The organism is Streptomyces sp. NBC_01335, assembly GCF_035953295.1.
GTDB lineage: Bacteria > Actinomycetota > Actinomycetes > Streptomycetales > Streptomycetaceae > Streptomyces.
The window spans coordinates 7,332,518-7,356,883 of record NZ_CP108370.1; the positions used below are offsets into that span (position 1 = coordinate 7,332,518).

The window sequence follows — 24,366 nt, forward strand, 5'->3', positions numbered from 1 at the left end:
CGGCGCTCACCCGCCGGCGTGACCTTCCAGCCGGGCGGCGGCCGCGTCCCAGGCGGCGGCGTCGCCACGGGGGCGGTAGTGCCGCAGGCGCTGGGTGGCGGCGACGAGGCGGCGCATCGACGCGAGGTCTCCGACGAGTCCCGCGGACCTCGCCTGGACGAGGATGTTGCCGAGCGCGGTGGCCTCGGTGGGGCCGGCGACGACCGGCAGTCCGGTGGCGTCGGCGGTGAGCCGGCAGAGCAGGTCGTTGCGCGAGCCCCCTCCGACGAGGTGGACACGGGTGATGTCGCGGCCGGCCAGCTCCGCGGCCCGGCGCAGCGTACGCCGGTGGGCCAGCGCGAGGCTCTCCAGGATGCAGCGGACCAGCGGACCCTGGCCGTCGGGGGCGGGCTGGCCGGTGCGGCGGCAGTACTCCTGGATACGGCCGGGCATGTCGCCGGGGGCCATGAACTCGGGGGCGTCCGGGTCGATGAGCGAGGCGAACGGCGTGGCGCGGGCGGCCTCGGCGAGCAGGGCCGGGATGTGCGTGGGCAGCCCCTGCCGCTCCCAGGTGCGCCGGCACTCCTCGAAGAGCCACATGCCCATGATGTTCCGCAGATAGCGGATGGTGCCGTCGATGCCGCGCTCGTTGGTGAAGTTGGCGGCCCTGGACGCCTCCGTCAGTACCGGAGCGTCCAGTTCGAGGCCCGCGAGCGACCAGGTGCCGCAGGAGATGTACGCGAAGTCCGGCTCGGTGGCCGGGACGGCGACGATGGCGGACGCGGTGTCGTGCGAGGCGACGGTGGTCACCGGGGTACGCGGGTCCAGACCGGCGTACGCGGCGACATGCGGCAGCAGCGTGCCGGCCGGGTCACCGGGCGCCCGCAGCGCGGGAAGCAGCGCGGGGTCGATCCCGAGCGGTTCGAGGACGTCCTCGGACCAGCCGCCGGCGCGGGCGTCGAAGAGGCCCGTGGTGGAGGCGTTGGTCTCCTCGGCGCCCACGGAGCCGGTCAGCCAGTGGACGAGCAGGTCGGGCACGAGGAGCAGCGTGCGCGCGGCGCCCAGCTGGGCGCTCCCGGCGGCGGAGGCGAGCTGGAACACGGTGTTGAACGGCAGATGCTGGAGCCCTGTGATCCGGTACAGCTCCGCGGGCCCGACCGCGGCCCACACCCGCTCGGCCACGCCGTCGGTGCGGGTGTCCCGGTAGTGGTGGGGCGAGCCGAGGAGAGCGCCGTCGGCGTCGAGGAGCCCGTAGTCCACGGCCCAGGTGTCCACCCCGATGGAGCTGACGCCGCCGGACCTGGCCGCCTCGCGCAGCCCGTCGAGGATGCCCTGGAAGAGCGCGAGGACGTCCCAGCGCAGTCCGTCCGGCAGGCGCACCGGAGTGTTGGGGAAGCGGTGCACCTCGGTGAGGTCGAGATCGTCCGGGCCGACCCGGCCCAGGATCACCCGTCCGCTGGTGGCGCCGAGGTCGACCGCGGCGAACGCGGAACGGAAGGCCGAGGAGGGCGGTGTCGTGGTCACGGGAATTGCCTCCGCGGCGAACGGCTGATCGAGGTCCGGGGATCGGTGATCAGGAAAAGGTCGGGAAGTAAGGGCGATCACCGGTGATCAGGAAACGGGTGATCGGTGAACAGGAAGCGCGAGAAGGGGAGGGGAGGGGAGGGGAGGGGAGGGGAGGGGAGGGGAGACGGCGCCGGGGGTGTCCGGGCGTCCCGCCGGAGTTCGGCGGACACCCGGACAACCCCGACGGCGCGTCAGCGCAGGAAGGCCGCCGCCACGCCCGCGTCGACCGGGACGTGGAGCCCGGTGGTGTGGGTCAGGTCGCCGCCGGTGAGCGCGAAGACCGCGTTGGCGACGTGCTCGGGGAGCACCTCGCGCTTGAGGAGGGTGCGCTGGGCGTAGAACTCGCCGAGCTTCTCCTCCTCGATGCCGTAGGTCGCGGCACGCTGGGCGCCCCAGCCCGCGGCGAAGATGCCGGAGCCCCGGACGACCCCGTCGGGGTTGACGCCGTTGACGCGGATGCCGTGTCCGCCGAGTTCGGCCGCGAGCAGCCGGACCTGGTGGGCCTGGTCCGCCTTGGTGGCGGAGTAGGCGATGTTGTTCGGTCCGGCGAAGACGGCGTTCTTGGAAGCGATGTAGACGATGTCGCCGCCGAGCCCCTGCGCGGTCATCACACGGGCGGCCTCGCGCGAGACGAGGAACGAACCGCGGGCCATGATGTCGTGCTGGAGGTCCCAGTCCTTGGCCGTGGTCTCCAGGAGCGGCTTGGAGATGGAGATCCCGGCGTTGTTGACGACCAGGTCCACACCGCCGAAGGCGAGCGCGGCGGCCTTGAACGCCTCGGTGATCTCCTCCTCGGAGGTGACGTTCACCGTGACGGCGACCGCCTTGTCCGGGCCGCCCAGCTCCTCGGCGACGGCCGCGGCGGTCTCCGCGTTCAGGTCGGCGACGACGACGCAGGCGCCCTCGGCGACGAGACGGTGCGCGATGGCCTTGCCGATGCCGCTGCCGGCACCCGTGACGAGCGCGACCCGGGTGGCGAGCGGCTTCGGCTTCGGCATCCGCTGGAGCTTGGCCTCCTCCAGCGCCCAGTACTCGATGCGGAACTTCTCCGACTCCTCGATGGGCGCGTAGGTGGAGACCGCCTCGGCGCCACGCATCACGTTGATGGCGTTGAGGTAGAACTCCCCGGCCACCCGGGCGGTCTGCTTGTCCTTCCCGAAGGAGAACATGCCGACGCCCGGCACCAGCACGATCGCCGGGTCGGCCCCGCGCAGGGCGGGGGAGTCGGCGGTGGCGTGCCGGTCGTAGTACGCGCGGTACTCCGCCCGGTACTCCTGGTGCAGCTCCTTCAGCCGTGCGACCGCCTCGTCCAGCGGGGCGCCGGCCGGCAGGTCCAGGACCAGCGGGCGCACCTTGGTACGGAGGAAGTGGTCGGGGCAGGACGTGCCGAGGGCGGCGAGCCGGGGGTGTCCGGCCCGGGACACGAAGTCCAGCACGGCCTCGGTGTCGTCGAAGTGGCCGACCTGCGGGCGGTCCTGGGAGGCCAGGCCGCGGATCACCGGGGCCAGGGCGGCGGCGCGCTCCCGGCGCTCGGCCCCGGCCAGCGGCTCGTACCCGGGGAGTACCGGGCCGAACGGCTCGGCCTTGCCCTTCCGCACGAGGTACTCCTCGGCGGTGCGGATGATGAAGAGCGAGTTCGCCTCGCACTCCTCGGAGGTGTCGCCCCACGCGGTGATGCCGTGGCCGCCGAGGACGCAGCCGACGGCCTGCGGGTTCGCCTCCTTGATCGCGGCGATGTCCAGGCCGAGCTGGAAACCGGGGCGGCGCCAGGGCACCCAGACGACCTTGTCGCCGAAGCAGTCGGCGGTCAGCTTCTCGCCGTCCGAGGCGCAGGCCAGCGCGATGCCCGAGTCAGGGTGGAGGTGGTCCACGTGCGCGGCGTCGACCAGGCCGTGCATCGCGGTGTCGATGGAGGGGGCCGCACCGCCTCTGCCGTGCAGGCAGTAGTCGAAGGCGGCGACCATCTCGTCCTCGCGCTCCACTCCCGGGTACACGTTCTTGAGGGTGAGCAGCCGGTCCAGCCGGAGCGCCGCCAGACCGGATTCGGTGAGGGTGCCGAGGTCGCCGCCGGACCCCTTGACCCAGAGGAGTTCGACGTCGCCGCCGGTCGCCGGGTCGGTCCCGGTGCCCTTCGCGGAGGTGTTGCCGCCCGCGTAGTTGGTGTTGCGCGGGTCGGAGCCGAGACGGCGGGAACGTGCGATCAGCGCGGCGGCCGTGGAGTGGATGGCGGAGGCCATGGCAGGAATCCTTCGGGATCTGGGGGTGCGGGACAGCGGGAGGGGTGGTCGGACACGGCCTGTCGGCGCGTGTGTCAGGCTCCCCAGCCGGCCTGGTCGCCGCCGACGCGGTCGGCCGCGACCTTCTCCTGCCAGCCGGACGTGCGGTAGGCGGCGACCGGGTCGGGTGCGAGGCCCTGCTCCTCACGGAGTTCGCGCAGGAGGGGGCGCACATCGGTGTTGTAGGCGTCCATCAGTACCTCGTTGGAGCCGAGTACGTCCCCGGCGCGCTGGGCGGCGGTCAGCGCGTCCATGTCGACGAGCAGCGCCTTGGCGGTCGCCTCCTGGACGTTCGTCACCGAGCGGATGACGGCCGGGATCTTCGCCTCGATGTTGTGGCACTGGTCGAGCATGAAGTTGACGTTGGTCTCGGGGTCCAGCCCGCCGTTCTTGACCACCTCGTGCATGATCCGGAAGAGCTGGAAGGGGTCCGCCGAGCCGACCATCAGGTCGTCGTCGGCGTAGAAGCGGGAGTTGAAGTCGAAGGCGCCGAGCTTCTTCTCGCGCAGCAGCGTCGCGACGATGAACTCGATGTTGGTACCCGGGGCGTGGTGCCCGGTGTCCACGACGACCTGCGCCTTCGGACCCAGCTTGAGGCAGTGGGCGTACGCGGTGCCCCAGTCCGGCACGTCCGTCGTGTAGAAGGCGGGCTCGAAGAACTTGTACTCCAGCAGCAGCCGCTGGTCGTCGCCGAGGCGTTCGTACACCGCGGCCAGCGCTTCGGCCAGCCGGTCCTGACGGCCCGCGATGTCGTCCTGGCCCGGGTAGTTGGTGCCGTCCGCGAACCAGAGCTTCAGATCCTTCGAGCCGGTCGCGTCCATGATGTCGACGCACTCCAGCAGGTGGCCCAGGGCCTTCGCGCGGACTTTCGCGTCCGGGTGGCAGACGCTGCCGAGCTTGTAGTCGTCGTCCTGGAAGGTGTTGGAGTTGATCGCACCCAGTTCCAGGTCGCGTTCCTCGGCGTACGCGGCCAGGGCGGCGAAGTCGTCGACCCGGTCCCAGGGGATGTGCAGGGACACCACGGGCGCGATCCCGGTGAACTCGTGGACCTTCGCCGCGTCGTCGAGCTTCTCGTACGGGTTCCGGGGCACGCCGGCCTGCGCGAACACCTTGAAGCGCGTACCTGAGTTGCCGTAGCCCCAGGACGGTGTCTCGATCCGCTGGCTGGTGAGTGCGGCCTTCACTGCGGCGATGTCAGGCATGTCCACCTCGGGATGTGCGGGCGGCCCGAGCAGCAGCCGCCGGGAAGAATTCAATGAATCGATTCATTGCGTGGGAGAAGTTAGTCGTCCGCGCAAGGGTCGTCAAGAGTTCCGGCGAGGTAGCCGGTGCGTTACCGGATCGTGTCTTCGCTCTGGCCACAACTGCCTCGCTGCTCCCGCATGCGCAGTTCAGGGCGGAGGGTTGGTGGATCCGCCGGGGGTGCCGGATGTTTCGCGGTGTTCGGTGCGGAACACCCCTTGACGTGTTCGACAGGGCGGGGCTAGCTTCCCGGCAACTCCACTGAAACATTTCATGTCGGGCCCTCCGTCCGACACAAGCACGGGAGAGATCCATGACGCACCCCGAACCGGAGACGACTCCGGTGCTCGCGCTGGAGGGGGTGAGCAAGTCCTTCGGTGCCGTCCGGGCCCTGCGTGGCGTGTCGCTGCGGCTGTACGCCGGAGAGGCACACGCCCTCGCCGGCGAGAACGGCGCCGGGAAGTCGACCCTGATCAAGGCACTCGCCGGCGTGCACCGCCCCGACACGGGCACCGTCCTGCTGGACGGCGAGCCCGTCGAGTTCCACGGCCCGGCCGACGCCCGCGACGCGGGAGTCGCGGTGATCTACCAGGAGCCGACTCTCTTCCCGGACCTGTCCGTCGCGGAGAACATCTTCGTGGGCCGTCAGCCCCGCCGCTCCCTCGGCCGGGTCGACCACCGTGCGGTCAAGCAGGCGGCGGCCGACCTCTTCGCACGCCTCGGAGTCGACCTCGACCCCGACCAGCCGGCCCGCGGCCTCTCCATCGCCGACCAGCAACTGGTCGAGATCGCCAAGGCGTTGTCCTTCGACGCCCGCGTGCTGATCATGGACGAGCCGACCGCCGCGCTCACCGGCAGCGAGGTCGCCCGGCTGTTCGGTGTCGTAGGGGCGCTCCGCGCGCAGGGTGCGGCGGTGCTGTTCATCTCGCACCGCCTCGAAGAGATCTTCGCGCTCTGCCAGCGCGTCACGACCCTTCGCGACGGCGCCTGGATCTCCAGCGAACCGCTCGACGGTCTGAGCGAGGACGACCTGGTCCGCCGCATGGTCGGCCGCGACCTGGACGAGCTGTACCCGAAGCAGGTCACCGAGATCGGCGAAGTCGCCCTCAGCGTGCGCCGGCTGACCCGCGAAGGCGTCTTCACCGACGTCTCCTTCGAGGTCCGCCGCGGCGAGATCGTCGGCCTCGCAGGACTGGTCGGCGCGGGCCGCAGCGAGGTCGCCCGCGCCGTGTTCGGCGTCGACCGCTTCGACGGCGGCGAGGTCGAGGTCCTCGGCAAGAAGCTGAACCCCGGAGCCCCGAGCGTGGCGATGGCCGCCGGCCTCGCCCTCGTACCCGAGGACCGCCGCGCCCAGGGCCTGGTGATGGACATGTCCATCGAACGCAACATCGGCCTCACCGGCTTCGCCGAGACCACCCGCGCCGGACTGATGAACCGTGGCGCCGAACGCGACCGGGCGGTCGACTGGGCGGTCAGGCTCCAGGTCAAGTACGCCCGCCTCGCCGACGTCGTCCAGACCCTCTCCGGCGGCAACCAGCAGAAGGTCGTCCTCGCCAAGTGGCTGGCGACCCGCCCGCAGGTGCTGATCGTGGACGAACCCACCCGCGGCATCGACGTCGGCACCAAGGCCGAGGTGCACCGGCTGCTCTCCTCCCTGGCGGCCGAGGGCGTGGCGGTACTGATGATCTCCTCCGACCTCCCGGAGATCCTCGGCATGGCCGACCGGGTGCTGGTGATGCACGAAGGACGGCTGACCGCCGAGATCCCCCGGTCCGAGGCGACCGAGGAGACCGTGATGGCGGCGGCGACCGGCCGTGCCGCCCGAGGAAGGAACGCGGCATGACCATGGCTGCAGAGCCGGTGCGGCACGAACCCGCACCCCAGTCCGTCGCCTCGCGACGACTTGTCGACAAGGTGTTCAAGGCCCGCGAACTGGCCGTCGTCCTCGTCCTCGTCGTGATGCTCGGCGTCACCCAGCTCTCCAACACCGAGTTCCTGTCCGAACAGGGCGTCAAGGACCTGATGCTGAACGCGACCATCCTGGTCCTCGTCGCGGTCGGCCAGGCGGTGGTGGTCATCACCCGCAACGTGGACCTCTCCGTCGGTTCGGTCCTCGGCATCTCCGCCTTCGGCGCCGGCGTGTACCTCCAGGACGGCGGGAGCCCCCTGGTCGCGGTCGTGATCGCGGTCGCCCTCGGTGTGCTCTTCGGCGTCCTCAACGGCGCCCTGGTCAGCCTCGGCAAGGTGCCCGCACTCGTCGTCACCCTCGGCACCCTCTACATCGTCCGCGGCATCGACTCCATCTGGGTCGGCTCCCGCCAGATCACCGCCGACGCCCTGCCCGACGGCTTCGTCGACTTCGGGCACGACGGGATCTGGGTGCTGCCCTACCTCGCCCTGCTCGCCATCGTCGTGCTGGTCGCCGTCGCCTACTACCTGCGCAGCTACCACAGCGGACGCGACCTCTACGCGCTCGGCTCCAGCCCCGAGGCCGCCAGGCTCGCCGGCATCCCCGTACGGGCCCGGATCATGACGGCGTACGTGCTCTGCGGCGCGCTCGCCGGACTCGCCGGCGCGCTCTACCTCGCGCGCTTCGGCAACGTCGACTCCGCCACCGGCAACGGGTACGAACTCACCGTCGTCAGCGCCGTCGTCGTCGGCGGCGTCGCCTTCACCGGAGGCTCCGGCACGGTCTACGGAGCCGCCCTCGGCGCCCTCCTGCTCACCTCCATCAACAGCGTGCTCCCGGCCATCGGCGTCAGCTCCGTCTGGGTCACCGCGATCAACGGCATCCTGCTGCTGCTCGCGATCGCCGCAGACCGGATCCTGGCCCTGCGGGTAGCCGCCGGGCTGCGCAAGAAGGCCGCACAGATGAGGAGCGCCCGCCATGTCTGACACCACCAAGAACGCCTCCGCCCAGCCCCCGGCCCTCGCCCGCCTCGGCCAGGCGGTCCGCTGGGACACCGCGGTCGGTGCGCTGCTGCTGACCCTGCTGATCTGCTCGTTCTCGTTCGTCGACAACTTCGGCAACGCGCTGAACCTGTCGTTCCTCATCGGCAACACCCTGCCGATCGCGCTCATCGCCCTGCCCATGACGATGCTGGTCGTCTCCGGCGAGGTCGACCTCTCCGTCGGCTCCACCGCCGGCCTCTCGGGTGCCGTCATGGGGGCGCTCTGGAACAACGGCATGGCGATCGAGACGATCATCCCGCTCTGCCTGGTGCTCGGCGTGGTCTGCGGCCTGGTCAACGGACTGCTCGTCACCCGGCTCGGACTGCCCTCGCTCGCCGTGACCATCGGCACCATGGCGGCCTACCGGGGCATCGCGCAGATCATCCTCGGCTCCGACTCGGTCACCGACTTCCCCACCCAGTACCTCGACTTCGGCGCCGGCCGGATCGGCTCCACCTTCATCCCGTACGCCGCCATCCCCTTCGTCGTCCTCCTCGTCGTGGCCGTACTCGTCCTGCACGCCACACCGATCGGCCGCTCGCTCTTCGCCACCGGCTCCAGCGAGGACGCGGCCCGGTTCGCGGGCATCCGCGTCAAGCGCCTCAAGCTCTCGATGTTCGTGACCACGGGCGTGATCTCCTCACTGACCGGCGTGTTCTGGGCCCTGCACTACGCCAGCGCCCGCTACGACAACGCCACCGGGCTCGAACTCTCCGTCATCGCCGCCGTGTTGCTCGGTGGCATCGACTTCGACGGCGGCAAGGGCACGCTCGGCGGCGCCATCGCCGGTGTGCTGCTGCTCGGCACCCTGCAGAACGTCATGAGCCTGGTCAACGTCTCCGCCCAGTCCCAGATCGTGGTCACCGGCGTCCTGCTGGTGATCTCCGTCCTGGCTCCCCGGGTCGGCCGCCAGGTCGCCCAGGCGCGGGCCCGCAGGAGAACGGCCTCCGCGACGGCCGTCGTGCCCTCGCCCGGCCCCTCCTGACCCTCCCGCACCTGCTCGTACTCCCAGCACCTCCACACGCCCGTACCGTCCCGGGCGCCGACCGCCCGGCGGGAATTGTCAGACACGGCCTAAGCCCTGCGCACCTCCTCACCGTTCGGGCAACCGCCCGGCAGTCCTCTGCCGCTCGCGGCAGCGAAAGGAAACCGCCATGTTCTCCGCCACCGCCAGAAGCGTCCGGCTGAGCGCCGCCCTCGCCACCGTCGCCGCCCTCGCCCTCGGCGCCACCGCCTGCTCGGGCACCACCAAGGACTCCGCGAGCAAGGAGGCCGGCCCGGCCGCCGCCACCGGCAAGGCCGACCCGAACAGCGCCACCAAGAAGGGCCTCACGGTCGCCTTCCTGCCCAAGCAGGTAAACAACCCCTACTTCACCACCTCCGACAACGGTGGCAAGAAGGCCCTGGAAGAGCTCGGCTCCACGTACAAGGAGGTCGGCACCAGCAGCGGCACCGACACCTCCGGCCAGGTGAGCTACGTCAACACCCTCACCCAGCAGCAGGTCAACGCCATCGCCGTGTCCGCCCAGGACCCGGGAGCCCTGTGCACCTCCCTCAAGCAGGCCATGAAGAACGGTGTCAGCGTCGTCACCTACGACTCCGACACCCAGACCGACTGCCGCCAGGTCTTCGTCTCCCAGGCCAGCGCCGAGGACCTCGGCCGCACCCAGATCCAGCTGCTGGCGAAGCAGATCGGCGGCAAGGGCGAGATCGCGATCCTCTCGGCGGCCCAGACGGCCACCAACCAGAACACCTGGATCGACTTCATGAAGGACGAGCTGAAGAAGCCGGAGTACAAGGACATCAAGCTCGTCAAGACCGCCTACGGGGACGACGACGCCCAGAAGTCCTTCCAGCAGACCCAGGGCCTCCTCCAGGAGCACCCGAACCTGAAGGGCATCGTCTCGCCCACCACCGTCGGCATCAAGGCCGCCGCCCAGTACCTGTCCGGCTCCAAGTACAAGGGCAAGGTCAAGCTGACCGGCCTGGGCACGCCCAACGACATGCGCGCGTACGTCAAGAACGGCACCGTCGAGGGCTTCGAGCTGTGGGACCCGGCCAAGCTCGGCGCGCTCGCCGCCCACACGGCCGTCGCCCTGCAGTCGGGCCAGATCACCGGCGCGGAGGGCGAGACCTTCAAGGCCGGCGACCTCGGGTCGTTCACCATCGGCAAGGACGGCGTCGTCTCGCTCGGCGTACCGACCGTCTTCACCAAGGACAACATCGACCAGTTCCAGTTCTGATCCCCGCTCCCCTCCGACCAGGAGAGACCGTGGGGCCGCGACCGGCCGCCGGGGCGGCCCCACCCCGTCCGAGAAAGGCGTCACCATGCAGCGCGTCTGCTTCCTGCTGAAGGTCCGGGCCGAGCGGATCGAGGAGTACCGCCAACGGCACCAGCCCGTCTGGGCCGAGATGCGGGCCGCACTCACCGAAGCGGGCTGGCGCAACTACTCGCTCTTCCTGCGTGAGGACGGGCTGCTGGTCGGCTACCTGGAGACCGCCGACTTCGAGAAGGCCCGCGCCGCCATGGACGCCACCGACGTGAACGCCCGCTGGCAGACGGAGATGGCGGACTTCTTCGAAGCACTCGACGGACAGGCACCTGACGCGGCCATGCGACCGCTCACGGAGGTCTTCCACCTCGTCTGAGGACCGGGTGGCCCTCCCGGCGGGACACCGCCGGGAGGGGAGAACGCGACACGAAGGATCGGGTGAGACCGGTGGCCGCAGGCGCAAGAGCGGTGAGCATCAAGGACGTGGCACGCGAGGCAGGCGTCTCGGTGGGCACCGTCTCCAACGTGATCAACAAGCCGGAACACGTGTCCGAGGAGACCCGGCGGCACGTGAAACGGGTCATCGCGGAGCTGGGATACGTACGCAGCGAGCACGCCCGTCAACTCCGGGCCGGACGAAGCCGCATCATGGCGCTGCTCGTCCTCGACATGGGCAACCCCTTCTTCGTCGACATCGCCCGGGGAGCCGAACGCGCGGCCCGGGCCGCCGGCCTGGGGGTCATGGTGTGCAACAGCGACCAGAACCCCCATGACGAGGCGGAGTACCTCGGCCTCTTCGCCCAACAGCGAGTCCGCGGAGTGCTGGTGACCCCGGCCGACTCCGACGGAAGCAACCTCCGGGAGTTCCGGCGCCACGGCATCCCCTTCGTCCTCGTGGACCGCGTGGCCGGGGACGACGACGGCTGCTCCGTCTCCGTCGACGACGTCGCCGGCGGCGCCCTGGCGGTCCGTCATCTGACGGCGGCGGGACACCGCTCCCTCGCCTACGTCAGCGGGCCGGACCACCTGAACCAGGTGCGGGACCGGCGCACCGGCGCCCGCACCGCGCTCGCCGAGGCCGGCCTCCCTCCCGAGGCGATGCGGGAGGTTCCCGCCGCGCGTCTCGACGTCGCGGCGGGACGCGACGCCGGAGCCCGGCTGCTGGGACTCGCCCAGCGCCCCACCGGTGTCTTCTGCGCCAACGACCTGCTGGCACTGGGGGTGTTGCAGTCCCTGTACACGGCCGGAGTCCGGGTCCCCGAAGACCTGGCGATCGTCGGGTACGACGACATCGAGTTCGCCGCGGCGGCGACGGTCCCCCTCACCTCGGTGCGCCAGCCCGCGCTCACCATCGGCGCGCGGGCCACCGAGCTGCTGCTCCTGGAGTCGGCCGAGGACGCGTTCGCCCACCAGCACGAACGCGTCGTCCTCCAGCCCGAGTTGGTCGTGCGCCAGTCCACCCTCATCCCGCGGTGATTCCGTCGGCGAGCCCACCGACGCGTGTTGAAACGATCCACCGCCACGACGATCCACGACCATGACGATCCACCCCCCCCGCCACGGTCCGCCCGGGGTGCGGCGACCGGTCCGCACCCCGGGCGCCGTACGACGGGGCGCGGCAGCAGGCTTCACGGTGGTGCCCGCCGCGTCCCCGGTCAGCGGCCGGGCTCCTGGCCGCCGATCCGCCGGGCGCAGGAGAGGACCACGACGAGGGGCCAGAACGACTGGGCGAACGTGATGACGCGCTCGGCCGCCCCCGCGATGTCGAGCACGAAGAGGGCGAGCAGGAACCACGCCCCGCCCAGCCACATCAAGGTGGTCGCACCGACGGAGGGACCGGGCCGCAGGCCCCACGGCACGGTCCCGCCGGAGACCGGGACCAGCCGCCCCGGCCGGCGCTGCGCCTCCCGTCGCGCCGCCAGCACCGGCCACAGCGCCAGCAGCGAGAACCCCACCGTCACCACGACCCCGTGCGCGAACGATCCGCCGCTGACCGGTGCCGGGAAGAGCGCCAGCAGCATCGCGGAGAGCCCGCCACCCGCCAGCGCCACCCGCCCGAACGGAGCGGCGGGACGCAGCCCGCAGGCGGTCACCACATGGCAGACGCCCAGGGCGACCAGGGCCGTCGTCATCACCCAGTACCCGCGTGTCCCGTCGGCGGCGAGGATGCTGATGGTGGTCGAGGCAGGGTCGTAACGGGGCCCCTCGAGCTCCGCCGACACCGACCAGCCACCGACGAGCAGGATCGGAGCGCACACCGAGGAGAAGAGGACCCACCAGGGGACATATCGCATCGGTGAACGGTAGAACGCGCACGGCCCGCGCTTCTCGCTGTACACGCAGGCGGCAGCGGTGATCAGCCGGGCGGAGGTCCGGAGTGGCCGTACCGGTTCCCGGGCGGTCGGCGGCAGGACCGGTTTCCGGGCGGAGACACGGTGGCCGTACCCGATTCCGGGCGACCGGCGACCGGCAGCCCTACCGGTTCCCGGGCGGATCCGCACCGGTCCGGGGGCGGCGACCGGGTGCCGCCCCCGGACACCGGCTAAGTGGGCGGCTCCGAAAATCCACGCACGCGAACGCGAACTCGGCACCGCCGCGGAACAGCTCCGCACGCAGATCGACGAGCTCGCCACGCGCCTGCGGGAACTCGACGAGGAGATCGAGAACCTGGCGGTGGCCCGCAAAACGCTCCTCGCCCTCCCGCCGACGACCCCGGAGCCAGCCGAGGAGTGGCCCGTCCTGCCGGCCCACCCGGCCTACCAGCAGATCCTCGACGTCTTCGCCGACGCTGCTGGACCGATGCGTGCCCGCGACCTGTGCCAGGCCCTGGACCTCTCGCCCAGGCCGAAGAACATCGAGAGCACTCGGCACAAGCTCAAGCGCCCGGTCGGCCTGGGTGTCCTCGCCGAGACCGAACCGGGCTTGTTCATCCAGCGCCGGCCGTAGCAGCCCACCGTTCCAGGCCACCCGTCCGTCACAGATGCCGCACTTGCCGTCCGGCTCACGTTGCGATCGCTAGTGACCCGTCATGCGGAGCCACTGCATCGTTGTGACGAGCTCTTCGCCGAAGTCCTCGCAGAGCGCGAGCAACTCGCGACCGGTGGACGAGTCGAGCAGCCCTGCTGAATCGGGGAGAACCCCGAGAGCACCGTGGCAGGCGGTCTCGACAGCGAAGTGGCGCGATGCGAAATAGCCCTCGCTCGCTCGGCCCGCCAGGTCGGCGAGGTACTGGCGGTGGGTTTCCTCCGAGGGGTGAGAGTAGAAGGAGCCCTCGACGAGACCGTCGAGGTAGTTCGCCAGGCCGGCCGAGGCTTCGACCACTCGCTCGACTTCTTCCACGCCAGGTTTGTCCAGCATTTCGCCGAAGGTCAGCAGGTTGCTGATGGTCTCCAACTGAAAGAGCTGGACCGTGTCCGGGTCAACTTCAGATGTGAAGAGCGGGGCGGTGCACAGTTCGGCGATTGCTCGCCGGTATGCGCGATCCGACTCTTCACCAGCGGGTGATGCTGCCAGTCGGAACAGCGACTCCAGCACAGACTGGTCGACGCCCCACTCCGCATCCAATCCGAACGCGAGTATCGGCGCGCGCCACCGCCACAGGGCCAGGACGGCAGCCTGACGCTGGTGGACGGGCCTCAGGTCCGCCAATCGCTCGATCCGCACCACGTTCTCGAGTCAGCCCTTCTGATCCACCGGCCTCTCAGAAGGTCACGGTGATCTTTCCTGCCAGGCTGCCCTGGAGGAAGCGTTCGTGTGCGGCTTGGATCTCGTGCAGGCCGAAGGTGGAGTGCACGCGCAGGCGCAAAGAGCCGCGGTCGACGAGCTTGGTGAGCTCGTTCAGTCCCGCGCCATCCTCCCGCACTTGGTTGACGGTGGTGCGGACACCCCGTGAGGACAGGTCGGGGACCGGCCCGGCTTGGGTGGCGATCGACGCATATCGGCCGCCGTCGGCCACCGCTTCGGTCACAAAAGCCCCAAAGGTGTCGAAGACTGCATCATAGCTGCGCTCTTGAAGATCGCGGCTGTCGGTAGTGACGAGGCCGGCGCCGTGGCCATGGGCGAACGCGACCTGCGCGTCCCTGGAGACCAGAGCGTCGACTTCGACGCCGCGTGCGCGAGCGATCTGCAGTGCCAGCCCTCCAACTGCACCTGCGGCACCGGCGACCAGCAGCCGCCCCCCAGCAGACACGGCAAGCCAGTCCAGGGTCTGCAAGGCCGTCAGCCCCGGAAGCGGCAGGGTTGCTGCCTCGACCAGGCTGACGGCCTCCGGAGCGGCGGCTACCGCCTGCGCCGGAAGGGCGACCAGATCCGCCCAGGTTCCCCGGCCGGAGCTGAGCTGGTGCGACATCGCGATGACGCGGTCCCCGGTGCGCAGCCCACTGCTGCCGCCGTCGACCACGATGCCTGACAGGTCCCATCCGAGCGTCATCGGCAGCGGCGGTGTTCCCTCACCGATGGCGCCCTCCCGCGTCTTGTCGTCGACCGGATTGATGCTGGTCGCGACGGTCCGGATCACCACCTCCTCAGGCCCTGGTTCAGGCTGGGGAGCATCGACGAGACTGAGAACGTCGGGTGTGCCGAAGCGATCGATCTGTATGGCACGCACGGGAGGGCCCTTCCACACGACTGCTGCTGACGGGCGGTGAAACACCTTTGGCGATCACGGGATTCCCACCCTGCCGCTGTTCAGCGCGCCCCAGAGCCGGTGTGGAGGCGTTTGAAACCCCAGTGGTGGCCGGCAACACGGATCAGGTCCCTGGCATGGGGACGAAAGCATCGCTGGAGATTTCCCAGCGGCGGCTTCGTCAGCACCCCGAAGGCATTCCGGACTGCGCCTACGACCTCCACCTCACCGCCCCCGGCACCTGACCGGCCAACACACACGACCGACTCCACAGTCAACCCCCGAAGAGCCTACGGAGCCGACCGCTAAGCCTCCAGGACGGCTCCGGCGACGGACGCTCCGGCGGTTCCCGCGCCCGGATCCAGGGCGGCGGACTCGTCGAGGAACCCGCCGGACTGGTGCTGCCACAGCTTGGCGTAGGCGCCCTCCGCGGTCAGCAACTGCTGGTGCGTGCCCTGTTCGACGATCCGGCCCCGGTCGAGGACCACCAGCCGGTCCATGGTGGCGACGGTGCTCAGGCGGTGCGCCACCACGAGAGCCGTCCGCCCCTCCATGAGCCGCCACAGGGCGTCCTGGACCAGGATCTCGCTCTCCGAGTCCAGGGCGCTGGTCGCCTCGTCGAGGAGCAGGACCGGCGCGTCACGGAGGATCGCCCGGGCGAGGGCGACCCGCTGGCGCTGGCCGCCCGAGAGCTTCACCCCGCGCTCGCCCACCATGGTGTCGAAACCGTCCGGGAGCGCGTCCGCGAACTCCGTGACGTGCGCCGCCTCGGCCGCCCGGCGGATCTCGGCGTCGGTGGCACCGGGCCGGGCGAAGGCGATGTTCTCCCGCAGCGTGCGGTGGAACATCGCCGGGTCCTGCGGGACGTACGCGATCTTGCTGCGCAGGTCGGCCCGGCGCAGCTTGCTGATGTCCTGACCGCCGATCAGGATGCGGCCCCCTTCGATGTCCGCCATCCGCAGCAGGAGCCGGGTGAGCGTGGTCTTGCCGCCGCCGGACCGGCCGACGAGACCGATCTTCGTCCCTCCGGCGACGTCCAGGTCGAGGTCGTCGAAGAGCGGCTTCCCGCCCGCGTGGGCGAAGGTGACCTTCTCGAAGCGGACGTCCGAACCCTCGCTCCGCAGCGGTTCGGGGGACGGTGGGTCGAGGACGGTCGGTGGCTGCAGCAGCAGCTCGGTGAATTGTGCGGCCTCCGTCATCGAGCTCTCCAGACGGCGGTAGATCTGGTTGAACTCGAACATGATCCGGGTGGCGTTGGCGTAGTAGGTGAAGGCGACGATGATCGCCTCCACCCCGAGGTCCCCGCCCGCGAGCGTGATCGCGAGCATCAGGCCCACCACGTTGGTGAGTACCGAGAGCGGCGCCACCAGGGTGTCGATGCGCAGGTTGCCGTAGTCCCAGGAACGCACCATGAGGTGGCGCAACTCGCCGACCCGGGAACGGTGTTCGGCGGCCTCGCGGTCCTCGGCCGCGAAGGACTGGACCGTCTCCATGTTCGACAGGCTGTCGGCGACGTGCCCCGACACCCGGGCGACCGCCTGTTCGCGCTTGGCCACGATCGCCTGCCGGCGCCGGATCAGGGGCGTCACGATCACCGCGGTGAGCGCGATGAGCGTCAGGAGGCCGACCACGAGCAGCGGGTCGTAACTCCACAGCACCACCGAGGCGAACGCCAGCGGCACGAGGTTGCCCATGATGGAGAACGTCAGCGTGTCGACGAACTCCTCGAAGCGGGAGGCGAAACTGAGGACCCGCTTGGTCAGCGATCCGGCGAAGTTGTCGTGGAAGAACGCGGAGTCCTTGACGAAGATCTCATCCATACCGGTGACGTAGAGGCGCGCGATGCCCCGGCCCTCGACGCGGTTCAGGCAGTGGAGTCCGATCCGCCACAGCGCCTCCGAGAACAGCAGGACCCCGCCGAACCCGAGGACGTACGGCAGCATCGGGCCGACACCGGTCGCGCCCCCGCCCTTCCCGACCACGTGGCCCACGAGCTTGGCGACGATCAGCGGGGCGATGTAGTAGAGGCCGATGTTGCCCAGGGCCGGCAGCAGCAGGGCGGGCGCGGCCACCCGGCGCAGCCGGGAGAGTTCCCGGGTGTAGTAGCGGAGGGCGAGGAGTACCGAGCCTTTGCTCGGTAGGCCTTCGCCCGATTCGATTGATCCCATCGCGACCCGTTTCGTCCTGTGGTGAATGAGCAGAGCGGAGTCTCCCGCAGCCACCGCCGCGGGGTCCAAGGGTTTTTGTCCAGTTCTGTCACATGCGGGGACCCGGTGGCTCGATCCGTCGAGGCTCCGAGGTGTTTCTCCGAGCCGGCGCGGAACCCGCTCGCCGGGGGCGGTGGCGGCGCTCGTCCCGTGCGGGGCCTCGGGCGGAACCGCGTCGGCCGCCGGAAAGCGCCGGGCGGCACGGGGGCGGTCGGGATGATCCGCCGGAGGGTCCGAGTCCGTTTCGGCCGAGGCTGTTTGTGGCCGAATGCCGTCGGTGGCGGCTGCTCCCCTGCCGGAGATCGCCCGCCGGGGAGCAGCCGTGCCGTGCCGGGCGACGGGCTGTCCCGCGATGCCCGGGGGCGGGCACGGGACAGCCCCCGGCTTCGCCGGTGAAGCCGTGACCACCACTCGGGCTGCGATGAGCACCACTCAGGCGGCGATCCCGCCGGTGTCTCCTGCGGTGGGGGTCGTCCCGGCGCGGCAGCCCGGCAGGTGGAGAGCGCGGCTCACGCGCGTGTCGCGTTCTTCCCGCCGTCGGCCTCGGCGGTGACCTGGTAGGACAGCAACTGCTGGAACAGGCCTGGCTGCTCTGCGAGTTCGGCGTAGCTGCCCTCCTGGACGATCCTGCCCTCGTCGAGGACCACGATCCGGTCGGCCACGGCCACGTTGGTGATGCGGTGGGTCACCAGCAGCACCACCCGGTCCCGGGCGAGGTCCCGCAGCCGCTGGAAGATCCCGTACTCGGCGCGGGGATCGAGGTTCGCGGTCGGCTCGTCGAGGACCAGCAGCCCCGCCTCGCGGAAGAAGGCCCGGGCGAGGGCGATGCGCTGCCACTGGCCGCCGCTCAGTTCCTCCCCGTTGAGCCACTCCCGTGCCAGGAGGGTGTCCAGGCCCGCGCCGAGCCTGTCGATGACCTCGTCGGCGCCGGCGGCCTCGCAGGCCTCGCGCACCGCCGCGTCGCCGCGTGCGGTGGGCTGCCCCTGGTTCACGTTCTCGCGCACGGTCAGCGGCCAGTGCGCGTAGTCCTGCGGCACCAGGGCCACCTGCTGCCACAGCGCCTGGGGATCGGCTTCGCCGGTGGGCGTACCGTCCCAGAGCACCTGCCCGTCGGTCGGCAGGTACAACCCGCTGACCAGCTTCGACAGCGTCGACTTTCCCGATCCGTTGAACCCCACCAGCGCGGTGACCTCGCCGCGCCGCAGAGTGAGGGAGACCTCGGACAGCGCGTCGCGGTCCTTGCCCGCGTAGCGGTGGGTGACCGACGAGATCTCGATCGTCTTCGGCGGTTCCGGGCGGTGGGAGCCCCGGCGCATGCGGTAGCCGCCCGCCTTGTCCAGGAAGCCGCTCCAGTCGTCCATGTACAGACCCGTGCGTACGGCACGCGCACCGACGGCCACCAGCCCCCGGACCGACTGGCCCACCGTCTGCAGGGCGAAGACGGCCGTCCCGGCGTGCCCGACGGTGATGCGGCCGCTCGTCAGCAGCCAGGCGACCGCCGCCCAGACGACCGCCGATCCGAGCCCGCCGCACACCGCGCCGACCAGGGACGTGACCGCACCCTGGTCGGCCGCCTTCCGGTCCTCGCGGTTGATCCGGGCCACCGTCTGCCGGTAACGGCCGGACAGGAAACCGCCCATGGTGCCGGCCCGGATCTGGTCGGCCGCGTCCTTGGTGTAGATGTGCCAGCGCAGCACCGACAGCATCCGCAGGTCGCCGTTGCTGCGGAGGTTGGCGAGGTAACGCACGCGGGCGGCGCTGACCTGGGCCAGGGCCTGGGGGAGGCTCGCCGCGACCAGCAGTGGCAGGAGGACCCAGTGCACCCCGGCCAGGACGATCGCCCCGGCGAGGAAGCTGGCGGCGGATGCGATGAGGTCCTGGCCTTCGTCGATCAGGTCGCCGGTGACCTGCGCGCCCCGGTCGGCGGCCTCACGGTCGCGGTTGAAGTCGGGGTCGTCGTAGGCGCGGAGCTCCACCTCGGCGCACCCGGTGAGCAGCATCTGTTCCGCCTCGCGCGACATGAGCGGGCCGAGGCGGGAGGACAGCCAGGCGACGGTGATCCCCAGGAGGGCGCGGGCTCCGGAGGTACCGGCCAGCAGGAGGACGGACGGCCACGCTTCGAGGAGCCGGTCGTAGACGTCACCGCCGGTGAGCAGCGCGGTGAGGGTGCCGCTGATGGCGACCAGGCCGAGGGCCTGGAGCACTCCGGCGGCGGCCTGGCAGAGCAGGAGGCCGGTGGTCGCCCGCCGGTCCACCCGCCAGGCGAGGGCCAGCGAGCGGCGCACCAGCTGGGGGAGGCGTCTGGCCATGTCGCGCATCCGGATGGAGCGCCCGGCCGCTTCCCGGCTGCCGGTGAGGTCGACGTACCGCATCTGCGGCTCCTCGGCCGCTCCGGGGCCGCCGGTCGGCGGGGCCGGCGGTACGGAAGGTGTCTCGTAGGCGGTACGCGGCCCCGGGACGCCGTTGTTCGACGGGTCGGTCGACTCGCTCATGCGGCCCACCCCGTGTCCACGCGTACGGAACCGGGGGCGCTGGTGGTGGTGCGGTGCGTGCCCTCGGCCGGACGCTGTTCGGGGTCGGCGGGGCGGGGTGCGGGGGCGGCGTGCGGGACGTGCTCGAAAGCCGGGGGCAGTGGGTGGCGATGCCGTGCGGTGATCATGAGAGTCCCCTTTGGTGGTCGTTCCGGCCGGGTTCGTGAGGCCTAACGACAGGGGTGGAACTTCGAACGCGTGTATTTCGGTCGGGCCCGGTTCCCGGGGTACCGGGGCCGCACGAGGATGCCGGTTACATCCACCCGTACGCCACAAGGGGCCGTGCAGGGAGCGGAGTTGGCCGAAACGCCGACGACCCGCCCACCGCTCGCCGACGACCCGCCGACGCGGGCCGAGGGCCCGGCCGCACACGGCGAACGGGCCGCCGCATCGGGGAGAACCCCGGACACGACGGCCCGCTCAGACTCGGACGGATGGACGTACGTACGGACGGACGGTCAGGCGGTGGCCACCGCGAAGATGTGGATGATGCCGCCGTTCGTGGTGGCGGGCAGCGTCACGCTCGCCAGCTGCTTGCCCGCCTGGAGCGCGATCGGCGCGGAGGAGAAGATCTCCGTGCCCACCGGGTCCTTGCCGCCGCCCTGGACGTCGCGGTACGTGGTGTGGACCGCGACCGTGTTGCCGTACGACGGCTGCTGGGAGCCACCGCCCAGCGTCCAGTCGCTGAAGCCGACGTCGGCCTGCTGCGTGGTGCCGTCGGTGTACGTCAGCGTCAGCTTGCCGGTGGCCGCGCCCTCGGCCGCGCTGCCCAGCAGGCTCAGCTTCGTGTCGCCCTCGGCGGAGGGGACGTTCAGCACCTGAGGGGTGGTACCGGTGACCTCGATGTTGTCGGGGTCACCGGCGCCCGCCGCGGGCCAGGTGAAGTCGAAGCCGCCGGACGAGACCGTGCCGCCCGGCGTCGTGCCCGCCGCGGCGAGCGCGGCGGCCGAGTAACTCCAGCCCTCACCGTCGAAGTTGGCCTGCGGGTTCGTGTCGTCGGTGGAGATGCCGGTGCTGTTGCGGTTCCACAGCATGCCGTTCTTCTCGGCGACGGTCACCGCGACCGAGGTCTTCGGGAGGGTGGCGCCGTCGGAGGACTTCAGCGTCACCGGGACCGTGTAGTGACCCTCGGTCGTGTCCGCCGTGGCCGACACGGTGAGCTTCGCGCTCACCGAGCCGCCCGCCGGGACGGTGAAGTCGCCCGCCGAGGGCGTGACGGTGACACCGGACGGAGCCGTGGCCGTCCAGTGGACCGTGGTGGCCTTGGTCTCCAGGGTCTGCACCTTGACGGTGGTCTCCGCGCTGCCCGAGCCGGGCTCGATCTTCACCTGCTCGGGAGTCGCGCCGGTGAAGTACTTCACGCCGCCGCCGGGGAAGGACGGCGGGGCGTCGGCCGCCGCGCTGCCCCAGGAGGTGTCCGGCGTGGCGCCGAGCGTGTAGTCCAGCGTGCCGCCACGGGTGACGAACGAGGCCGGGACCCAGGTCTTCTCGGTCTTCTTGCCGTCGACCTTCAGGCCGTGGATGTAGGTGTTGGCCGACGAGGCGGCCGGTGCCTTGATCGTGATGGTCTTCCCGTGGCCGGTGTGCACCACCGCGTGCGGGAAGAGCGGAGCGGTGAGGACCAGGTCGGCGCGGCTGGGGTTCTGCGGGTACATGCCCAGCGCCGAGAACACGTACCAGGACGACATGGTGCCGGCGTCGTCGTTGCCGGGGATGCCGCCCGGGGTGTCGGTCCACAGCTGGTCCACCTCGGCGCGGACCGTCTCCTGCGTCTTGTACGGAGCGCCGAGGTAGTTGTACAGGTACGGGGCGTTGATGTCGGGCTCGTTGGTCGGGTCGTACCGGGTGGCGTCCTTCGCCGTGAAGTCGAACTTCCCGTCCGGCGTGCGGAAGAAGGCGTCCAGCCGCTTCACCGTCGTGTCGTTCCCGCCCATCGCGGCGGAGAGACCCGCGATGTCCGAGTAGACCATCCAGGTGTACCGCGCGCTGGAACCCTCGACGAAGCCGGTGCCGGTGCCCGGGGTGAAGGTGCCGGCCCAGGTGCCGTCGGCCTTGCGGTCGCGGACGTAGCCGCCCTCGGGGGTGGCGTTGGCGTCGAAGACGTAGGACCAGCTGCCCGAGCGCGCCAGGAACTTCTTCGCGTCAGCGTTCTTCCCGGTCTGCCGGGACAGCTCGGACAGGCCGTAGTCGGCCGCCGCGTCCTCCAGCGTCTCGGCGGCGCCGCCCCAGCAGTGGCAGCCGTCCGCCGGTACGTAACCGAGCTCCAGGTACTTGTCGAGCGCGGGCCGCTGGCCGACGCACTCGACGTTGCAGCCCGAGCTGTCGGAGTCGTTCGCCGTCGGCACGGTGGCCGCCGTCACCAGCGACTTCAGCGCCCCCTCGACGTCGAAGTCGTGGCCGCCGAAGGCGTAGATCCCGGCGACCGCCGCGGCGGAGGGGTCACCCGACATCACGCTGGTCTTGCCGTTCTCCAGCAGCCAGCGGTCCCACTCACCCCCGCGCTGACTCGCGTAGTTGTAGAGGGACTGGGCGTAGTCGCTGCCCGCCCGCGGGTTGATCAGCGTCATCAGCTGCACCTGCGCGCGGTACTGGTCCCAGCCGGAGAAGGTGCCGTACTGCGCCTTCTGCCCCTTGGCGAGCTTGTGCGGCTTGAGGTCGGCGCCGAGGTAGCGGCCGTCCACGTCGCTGGTCAGGGTGGGTTCCAGCATCGAGTGGTAGAGCGCGGTGTAGAAGGTGGACCGCTGGGCGTCGGTGCCGCCGCCCACCTCGATCGTCTTCAGCGCCTTGTTCCAGTTCTTGGCGGCCTGCTTCCTGACGGAGTCGAACGTCGCGTGGCGCCCGTTCTCCGCACGGAGGTTGTCCTCCGCGTTCTGCGCACTGACGTAGGAGACGGCGACCTTGGCCTGCGCCGCGGTGGTCCCGTCGGCGAAGGTGACGTACGCGCCGGAGCCCTTGCCCGCCACCGGGTTGCCGGAGGAGCTGTACCCCGTACCGCCGGACGCCGAGGTGGACCCGGGCCGGACGGTGTCGTCCGTCCAGGTGCCGACCTTCGCGAAGTCCTTGTCGAAGTGTGCGGTGAAGTAGAGCGTGTAGAGGTCCTTGCGGTTGTTCGCGCTCTGCGGGCCGCAGAAGTTGCCCGCGGTGACGGAGCCCGTCACCGTCCGCCCGGCCTTGTCGATCTTCACCGTGGCGGCGGTGCTGCCGCTCTCCGAGTTCGAGGTGCGGAAGAGCATGGTGGCGGGCTTGTCCGCGGGGAAGCCGAACTGCCCCGTGCCGGTACGGGCGGTCGTGGTGAGCGCCGCCGAAGCGCCGCTGGCCAGGCCCACCTTGTAGTAGCCGGGGGTGGACGTCTCGTCCGCGTGCGCGAAGTCGCTCGCGTACTTCGCGTCGGTGGCGTCCGAGGTGGGCGAGGTGTCGACGTCACCCACGTACGGCATGATCGGGATGTCGCCGTTCGCCCCGGAGCACCCGACGCCGTTCAGATGGGTCAGGCTGAAGCCGCGGATCTTCGTCGCGTCGTACTGGTAGCCGCCGGGAGCGGGTGTCGAGACCTGCTTGCCCCGCGAGTTCTGCGGGCTCCAGGCCAGCATGCCGAACGGCTGAACGGCGCCCGGGTAGGTGTTGCCCGCGTTCGCGGTGCCGATCAGCGGGTGGACGTACGACACCGGGTCCTTGACGGTGTCGTACGAGGACGCCGCCGATGCGGGGGCGGCTGTGGCGGCCAGCCCCAGAGCGGCCATGGCGGTCACCGCGACGCAGCTGACGGCTCTGAGCCCGGGGTGCGTCCGACGGTTGTGCGTGTCTGACACCGATCCTGCCCTTCGTGTGTGACGGACGGTCAACGGGCGGGAGCGGAAACGCCGTTGCCTGCCCGGGCGAACCTGTCCCGACAACGTTGTCAACGACGGGAGGATGCTCCTCCTGCCGAGCCGGGGTGTCAAGGTCCCGCGGAGCCTTTGATCGTTTCGCGTACGCGGGGCACCCGGGTGTGGGCCGTCACCCCGGAGTCCGTACGCAAGGGCCGCCCCAAGGACGAGGTCGGCAGCACGGTCCCGCCCGGCGGCACCGTGGAGCAGTGCACCGTCCACCTGGCGGCGGACGGTGACGAACCGTTCGCGGTCGGCTTCGAGGACGCGGACGAAGGCGACCTCACCGGCTGGCGGGCGGACGTTTCCTGACGGCGGCTGCCGTTCGCCGAGCCCGGCACGGGGCTCGGCCGCTCCGCAGGGTGGGTGATGTCGAGGAGCTGTGTGCGGCGGATGAAGGCGGCCTTCTCCCGTGCGGCGAGTGTTAGCCTGCCTGCGGTCATAATCGAACGCATACGGGGGAGACGTGGTGGGGTTCGACGGCTACCAGGTCAAGGCGGGGCTGACCGGCCAGGCGCAGCAACTCGACGAAGCCGGTACGGACATGGACGGCGTCAGCTCGGCCGTCAAGGCCCGCACGACGTACGCGTACGACGACGCGGGCGGCAACGACGCCGCGTCGGCGCTCAACGCGTTCGCCAAGGCGTGGGAGGCGGAGTCCAGGAACCTGGCGTCGGCGCTGCACGAGCTCGGTGGCAAGGTGCAGTTGGCCAAGGGGGCCTACGACGGCGCCGAAGGCCTGGTGCAGACGCGCATGGACAGCGTCCCCGCCGGCGGCACGAGCGGCACCACCGGTCCGTCGAGGCAGGGCGGTCACGCCTCGTCCCTGTCGAGCTACTGAGGTCGGGCC

At 70.8% G+C, this 24,366-nt stretch carries 19 protein-coding genes; 9 read left to right on the forward strand and 10 right to left on the reverse strand.

Translation table 11 applies throughout. The features are described 5' to 3' along the window. Window positions 1-6: 6 nt before the first annotated feature. The 3 genes from OG599_RS31265 to rhaI form a co-directional block, all read right to left on the reverse strand. Window positions 7-1,503 carry a rhamnulokinase gene (locus OG599_RS31265; RefSeq protein ID WP_327179330.1) on the reverse strand — a complete coding sequence of 499 codons (1,497 nt, stop codon included), beginning with the start codon at window positions 1,501-1,503 and terminating at the stop codon, window positions 7-9. 233 nt (window positions 1,504-1,736) lie between these two features. Further along, window positions 1,737-3,782, reverse strand: a complete 2,046-nt coding sequence (locus tag OG599_RS31270) for a bifunctional aldolase/short-chain dehydrogenase (RefSeq protein WP_327179331.1) — start codon at window positions 3,780-3,782, stop codon at window positions 1,737-1,739. 74 nt (window positions 3,783-3,856) lie between these two features. Beyond that, window positions 3,857-5,023, reverse strand: coding sequence for an L-rhamnose isomerase (rhaI, locus tag OG599_RS31275; RefSeq protein ID WP_327179332.1), 1,167 nt, complete (start codon window positions 5,021-5,023; stop codon window positions 3,857-3,859). 353 nt (window positions 5,024-5,376) lie between these two features. On the opposite strand from rhaI, the gene OG599_RS31280 reads away from it, so the two are divergent. From OG599_RS31280 to OG599_RS31305, 6 genes are all read left to right on the forward strand, one after another. Then, on the forward strand, window positions 5,377-6,906 hold the full coding sequence (locus OG599_RS31280; RefSeq protein WP_327179333.1) for a sugar ABC transporter ATP-binding protein: 1,530 nt from the start codon (window positions 5,377-5,379) through the stop codon (window positions 6,904-6,906). Window positions 6,907-6,908: 2 nt separating this feature from the next. Beyond that, window positions 6,909-7,958 (forward strand): ABC transporter permease, encoded by a 1,050-nt coding sequence (locus tag OG599_RS31285; protein ID WP_442809724.1) that lies wholly within the window; start codon window positions 6,909-6,911, stop codon window positions 7,956-7,958. After that, window positions 7,951-9,000 (forward strand): ABC transporter permease, encoded by a 1,050-nt coding sequence (locus tag OG599_RS31290; protein WP_327179335.1) that lies wholly within the window; start codon window positions 7,951-7,953, stop codon window positions 8,998-9,000. The genes OG599_RS31285 and OG599_RS31290 overlap by 8 nt, the downstream gene beginning before the upstream one ends. A gap of 169 nt (window positions 9,001-9,169) precedes the next feature. Beyond that, complete coding sequence (gene rhaS / locus OG599_RS31295; RefSeq protein ID WP_327179336.1) at window positions 9,170-10,258, forward strand: rhamnose ABC transporter substrate-binding protein; 1,089 nt, start codon at window positions 9,170-9,172, stop codon at window positions 10,256-10,258. An 85-nt stretch (window positions 10,259-10,343) separates the two neighbouring features. After that, on the forward strand, window positions 10,344-10,664 hold the full coding sequence (locus tag OG599_RS31300; protein ID WP_327179337.1) for an L-rhamnose mutarotase: 321 nt from the start codon (window positions 10,344-10,346) through the stop codon (window positions 10,662-10,664). 71 nt (window positions 10,665-10,735) lie between these two features. Then, complete coding sequence (locus tag OG599_RS31305; RefSeq protein WP_327179338.1) at window positions 10,736-11,764, forward strand: LacI family DNA-binding transcriptional regulator; 1,029 nt, start codon at window positions 10,736-10,738, stop codon at window positions 11,762-11,764. 179 nt (window positions 11,765-11,943) lie between these two features. Here OG599_RS31305 and OG599_RS31310 read toward each other — a convergent pair whose 3' ends face one another. Beyond that, entirely contained in the window at window positions 11,944-12,582 is a 639-nt protein-coding gene (locus OG599_RS31310; protein ID WP_327179339.1) for a DUF998 domain-containing protein, read from the reverse strand. 58 nt (window positions 12,583-12,640) lie between these two features. On the opposite strand from OG599_RS31310, the gene OG599_RS31315 reads away from it, so the two are divergent. Then, on the forward strand, window positions 12,641-13,234 hold the full coding sequence (locus OG599_RS31315; protein WP_327179340.1) for a hypothetical protein: 594 nt from the start codon (window positions 12,641-12,643) through the stop codon (window positions 13,232-13,234). Between the two features lie 69 nt (window positions 13,235-13,303). Here OG599_RS31315 and OG599_RS31320 read toward each other — a convergent pair whose 3' ends face one another. The 6 genes from OG599_RS31320 to OG599_RS31345 all read right to left on the reverse strand — a co-directional run bounded on the left by OG599_RS31320 (window position 13,304) and on the right by OG599_RS31345 (window position 23,390). Continuing rightward, a complete protein-coding gene (locus OG599_RS31320) occupies window positions 13,304-13,954 on the reverse strand; it encodes a hypothetical protein (RefSeq protein ID WP_327179341.1) in 651 nt (216 codons plus the stop codon). A gap of 34 nt (window positions 13,955-13,988) precedes the next feature. Continuing rightward, window positions 13,989-14,894, reverse strand: coding sequence for an NADP-dependent oxidoreductase (locus tag OG599_RS31325; RefSeq protein WP_327179342.1), 906 nt, complete (start codon window positions 14,892-14,894; stop codon window positions 13,989-13,991). 323 nt (window positions 14,895-15,217) lie between these two features. Next, on the reverse strand, window positions 15,218-17,080 hold the full coding sequence (locus OG599_RS31330; RefSeq protein ID WP_327179343.1) for an ABC transporter ATP-binding protein: 1,863 nt from the start codon (window positions 17,078-17,080) through the stop codon (window positions 15,218-15,220). 548 nt (window positions 17,081-17,628) lie between these two features. Further along, window positions 17,629-19,491, reverse strand: a complete 1,863-nt coding sequence (locus OG599_RS31335; protein ID WP_327180256.1) for an ABC transporter ATP-binding protein — start codon at window positions 19,489-19,491, stop codon at window positions 17,629-17,631. A gap of 116 nt (window positions 19,492-19,607) precedes the next feature. After that, entirely contained in the window at window positions 19,608-19,778 is a 171-nt protein-coding gene (locus OG599_RS31340) for a hypothetical protein (RefSeq protein WP_327179344.1), read from the reverse strand. Window positions 19,779-20,108: 330 nt separating this feature from the next. After that, the gene (locus OG599_RS31345; protein ID WP_327180257.1) at window positions 20,109-23,390 is read right to left on the reverse strand and encodes a GH92 family glycosyl hydrolase; all 3,282 of its coding nucleotides are present in this window, start codon (window positions 23,388-23,390) and stop codon (window positions 20,109-20,111) included. 216 nt (window positions 23,391-23,606) lie between these two features. Between OG599_RS31345 and OG599_RS31350 the strand changes: the two genes are divergently transcribed. Both OG599_RS31350 and OG599_RS31355 read left to right on the forward strand, forming a co-directional pair. Next, window positions 23,607-23,828, forward strand: coding sequence for a hypothetical protein (locus tag OG599_RS31350; RefSeq protein ID WP_327179345.1), 222 nt, complete (start codon window positions 23,607-23,609; stop codon window positions 23,826-23,828). Between the two features lie 154 nt (window positions 23,829-23,982). Next, a complete protein-coding gene (locus tag OG599_RS31355) occupies window positions 23,983-24,357 on the forward strand; it encodes a hypothetical protein (protein ID WP_327179346.1) in 375 nt (124 codons plus the stop codon). Window positions 24,358-24,366: the final 9 nt, after the last annotated feature.

Bases quoted from the DNA above. Each gene is read 5' to 3' on its own strand.
- OG599_RS31270 (WP_327179331.1), bottom strand. From the start codon at position 3,782: ATGGCCTCCGCCATCCACTCCACGGCCGCCGCGCTGATCGCACGTTCC.
- rhaI (WP_327179332.1), bottom strand. From the start codon at position 5,023: ATGCCTGACATCGCCGCAGTGAAGGCCGCACTCACCAGCCAGCGGATC.
- OG599_RS31280 (WP_327179333.1), top strand. From the start codon at position 5,377: ATGACGCACCCCGAACCGGAGACGACTCCGGTGCTCGCGCTGGAGGGG.
- OG599_RS31285 (WP_442809724.1), top strand. From the start codon at position 6,909: ATGGCTGCAGAGCCGGTGCGGCACGAACCCGCACCCCAGTCCGTCGCC.
- OG599_RS31290 (WP_327179335.1), top strand. From the start codon at position 7,951: ATGTCTGACACCACCAAGAACGCCTCCGCCCAGCCCCCGGCCCTCGCC.
- rhaS (WP_327179336.1), top strand. From the start codon at position 9,170: ATGTTCTCCGCCACCGCCAGAAGCGTCCGGCTGAGCGCCGCCCTCGCC.
- OG599_RS31300 (WP_327179337.1), top strand. From the start codon at position 10,344: ATGCAGCGCGTCTGCTTCCTGCTGAAGGTCCGGGCCGAGCGGATCGAG.
- OG599_RS31310 (WP_327179339.1), bottom strand. From the start codon at position 12,582: ATGCGATATGTCCCCTGGTGGGTCCTCTTCTCCTCGGTGTGCGCTCCG.
- OG599_RS31330 (WP_327179343.1), bottom strand. From the start codon at position 17,080: ATGGGATCAATCGAATCGGGCGAAGGCCTACCGAGCAAAGGCTCGGTA.
- OG599_RS31335 (WP_327180256.1), bottom strand. From the start codon at position 19,491: ATGCGGTACGTCGACCTCACCGGCAGCCGGGAAGCGGCCGGGCGCTCC.
- OG599_RS31340 (WP_327179344.1), bottom strand. From the start codon at position 19,778: ATGATCACCGCACGGCATCGCCACCCACTGCCCCCGGCTTTCGAGCAC.
- OG599_RS31345 (WP_327180257.1), bottom strand. From the start codon at position 23,390: ATGGCCGCTCTGGGGCTGGCCGCCACAGCCGCCCCCGCATCGGCGGCG.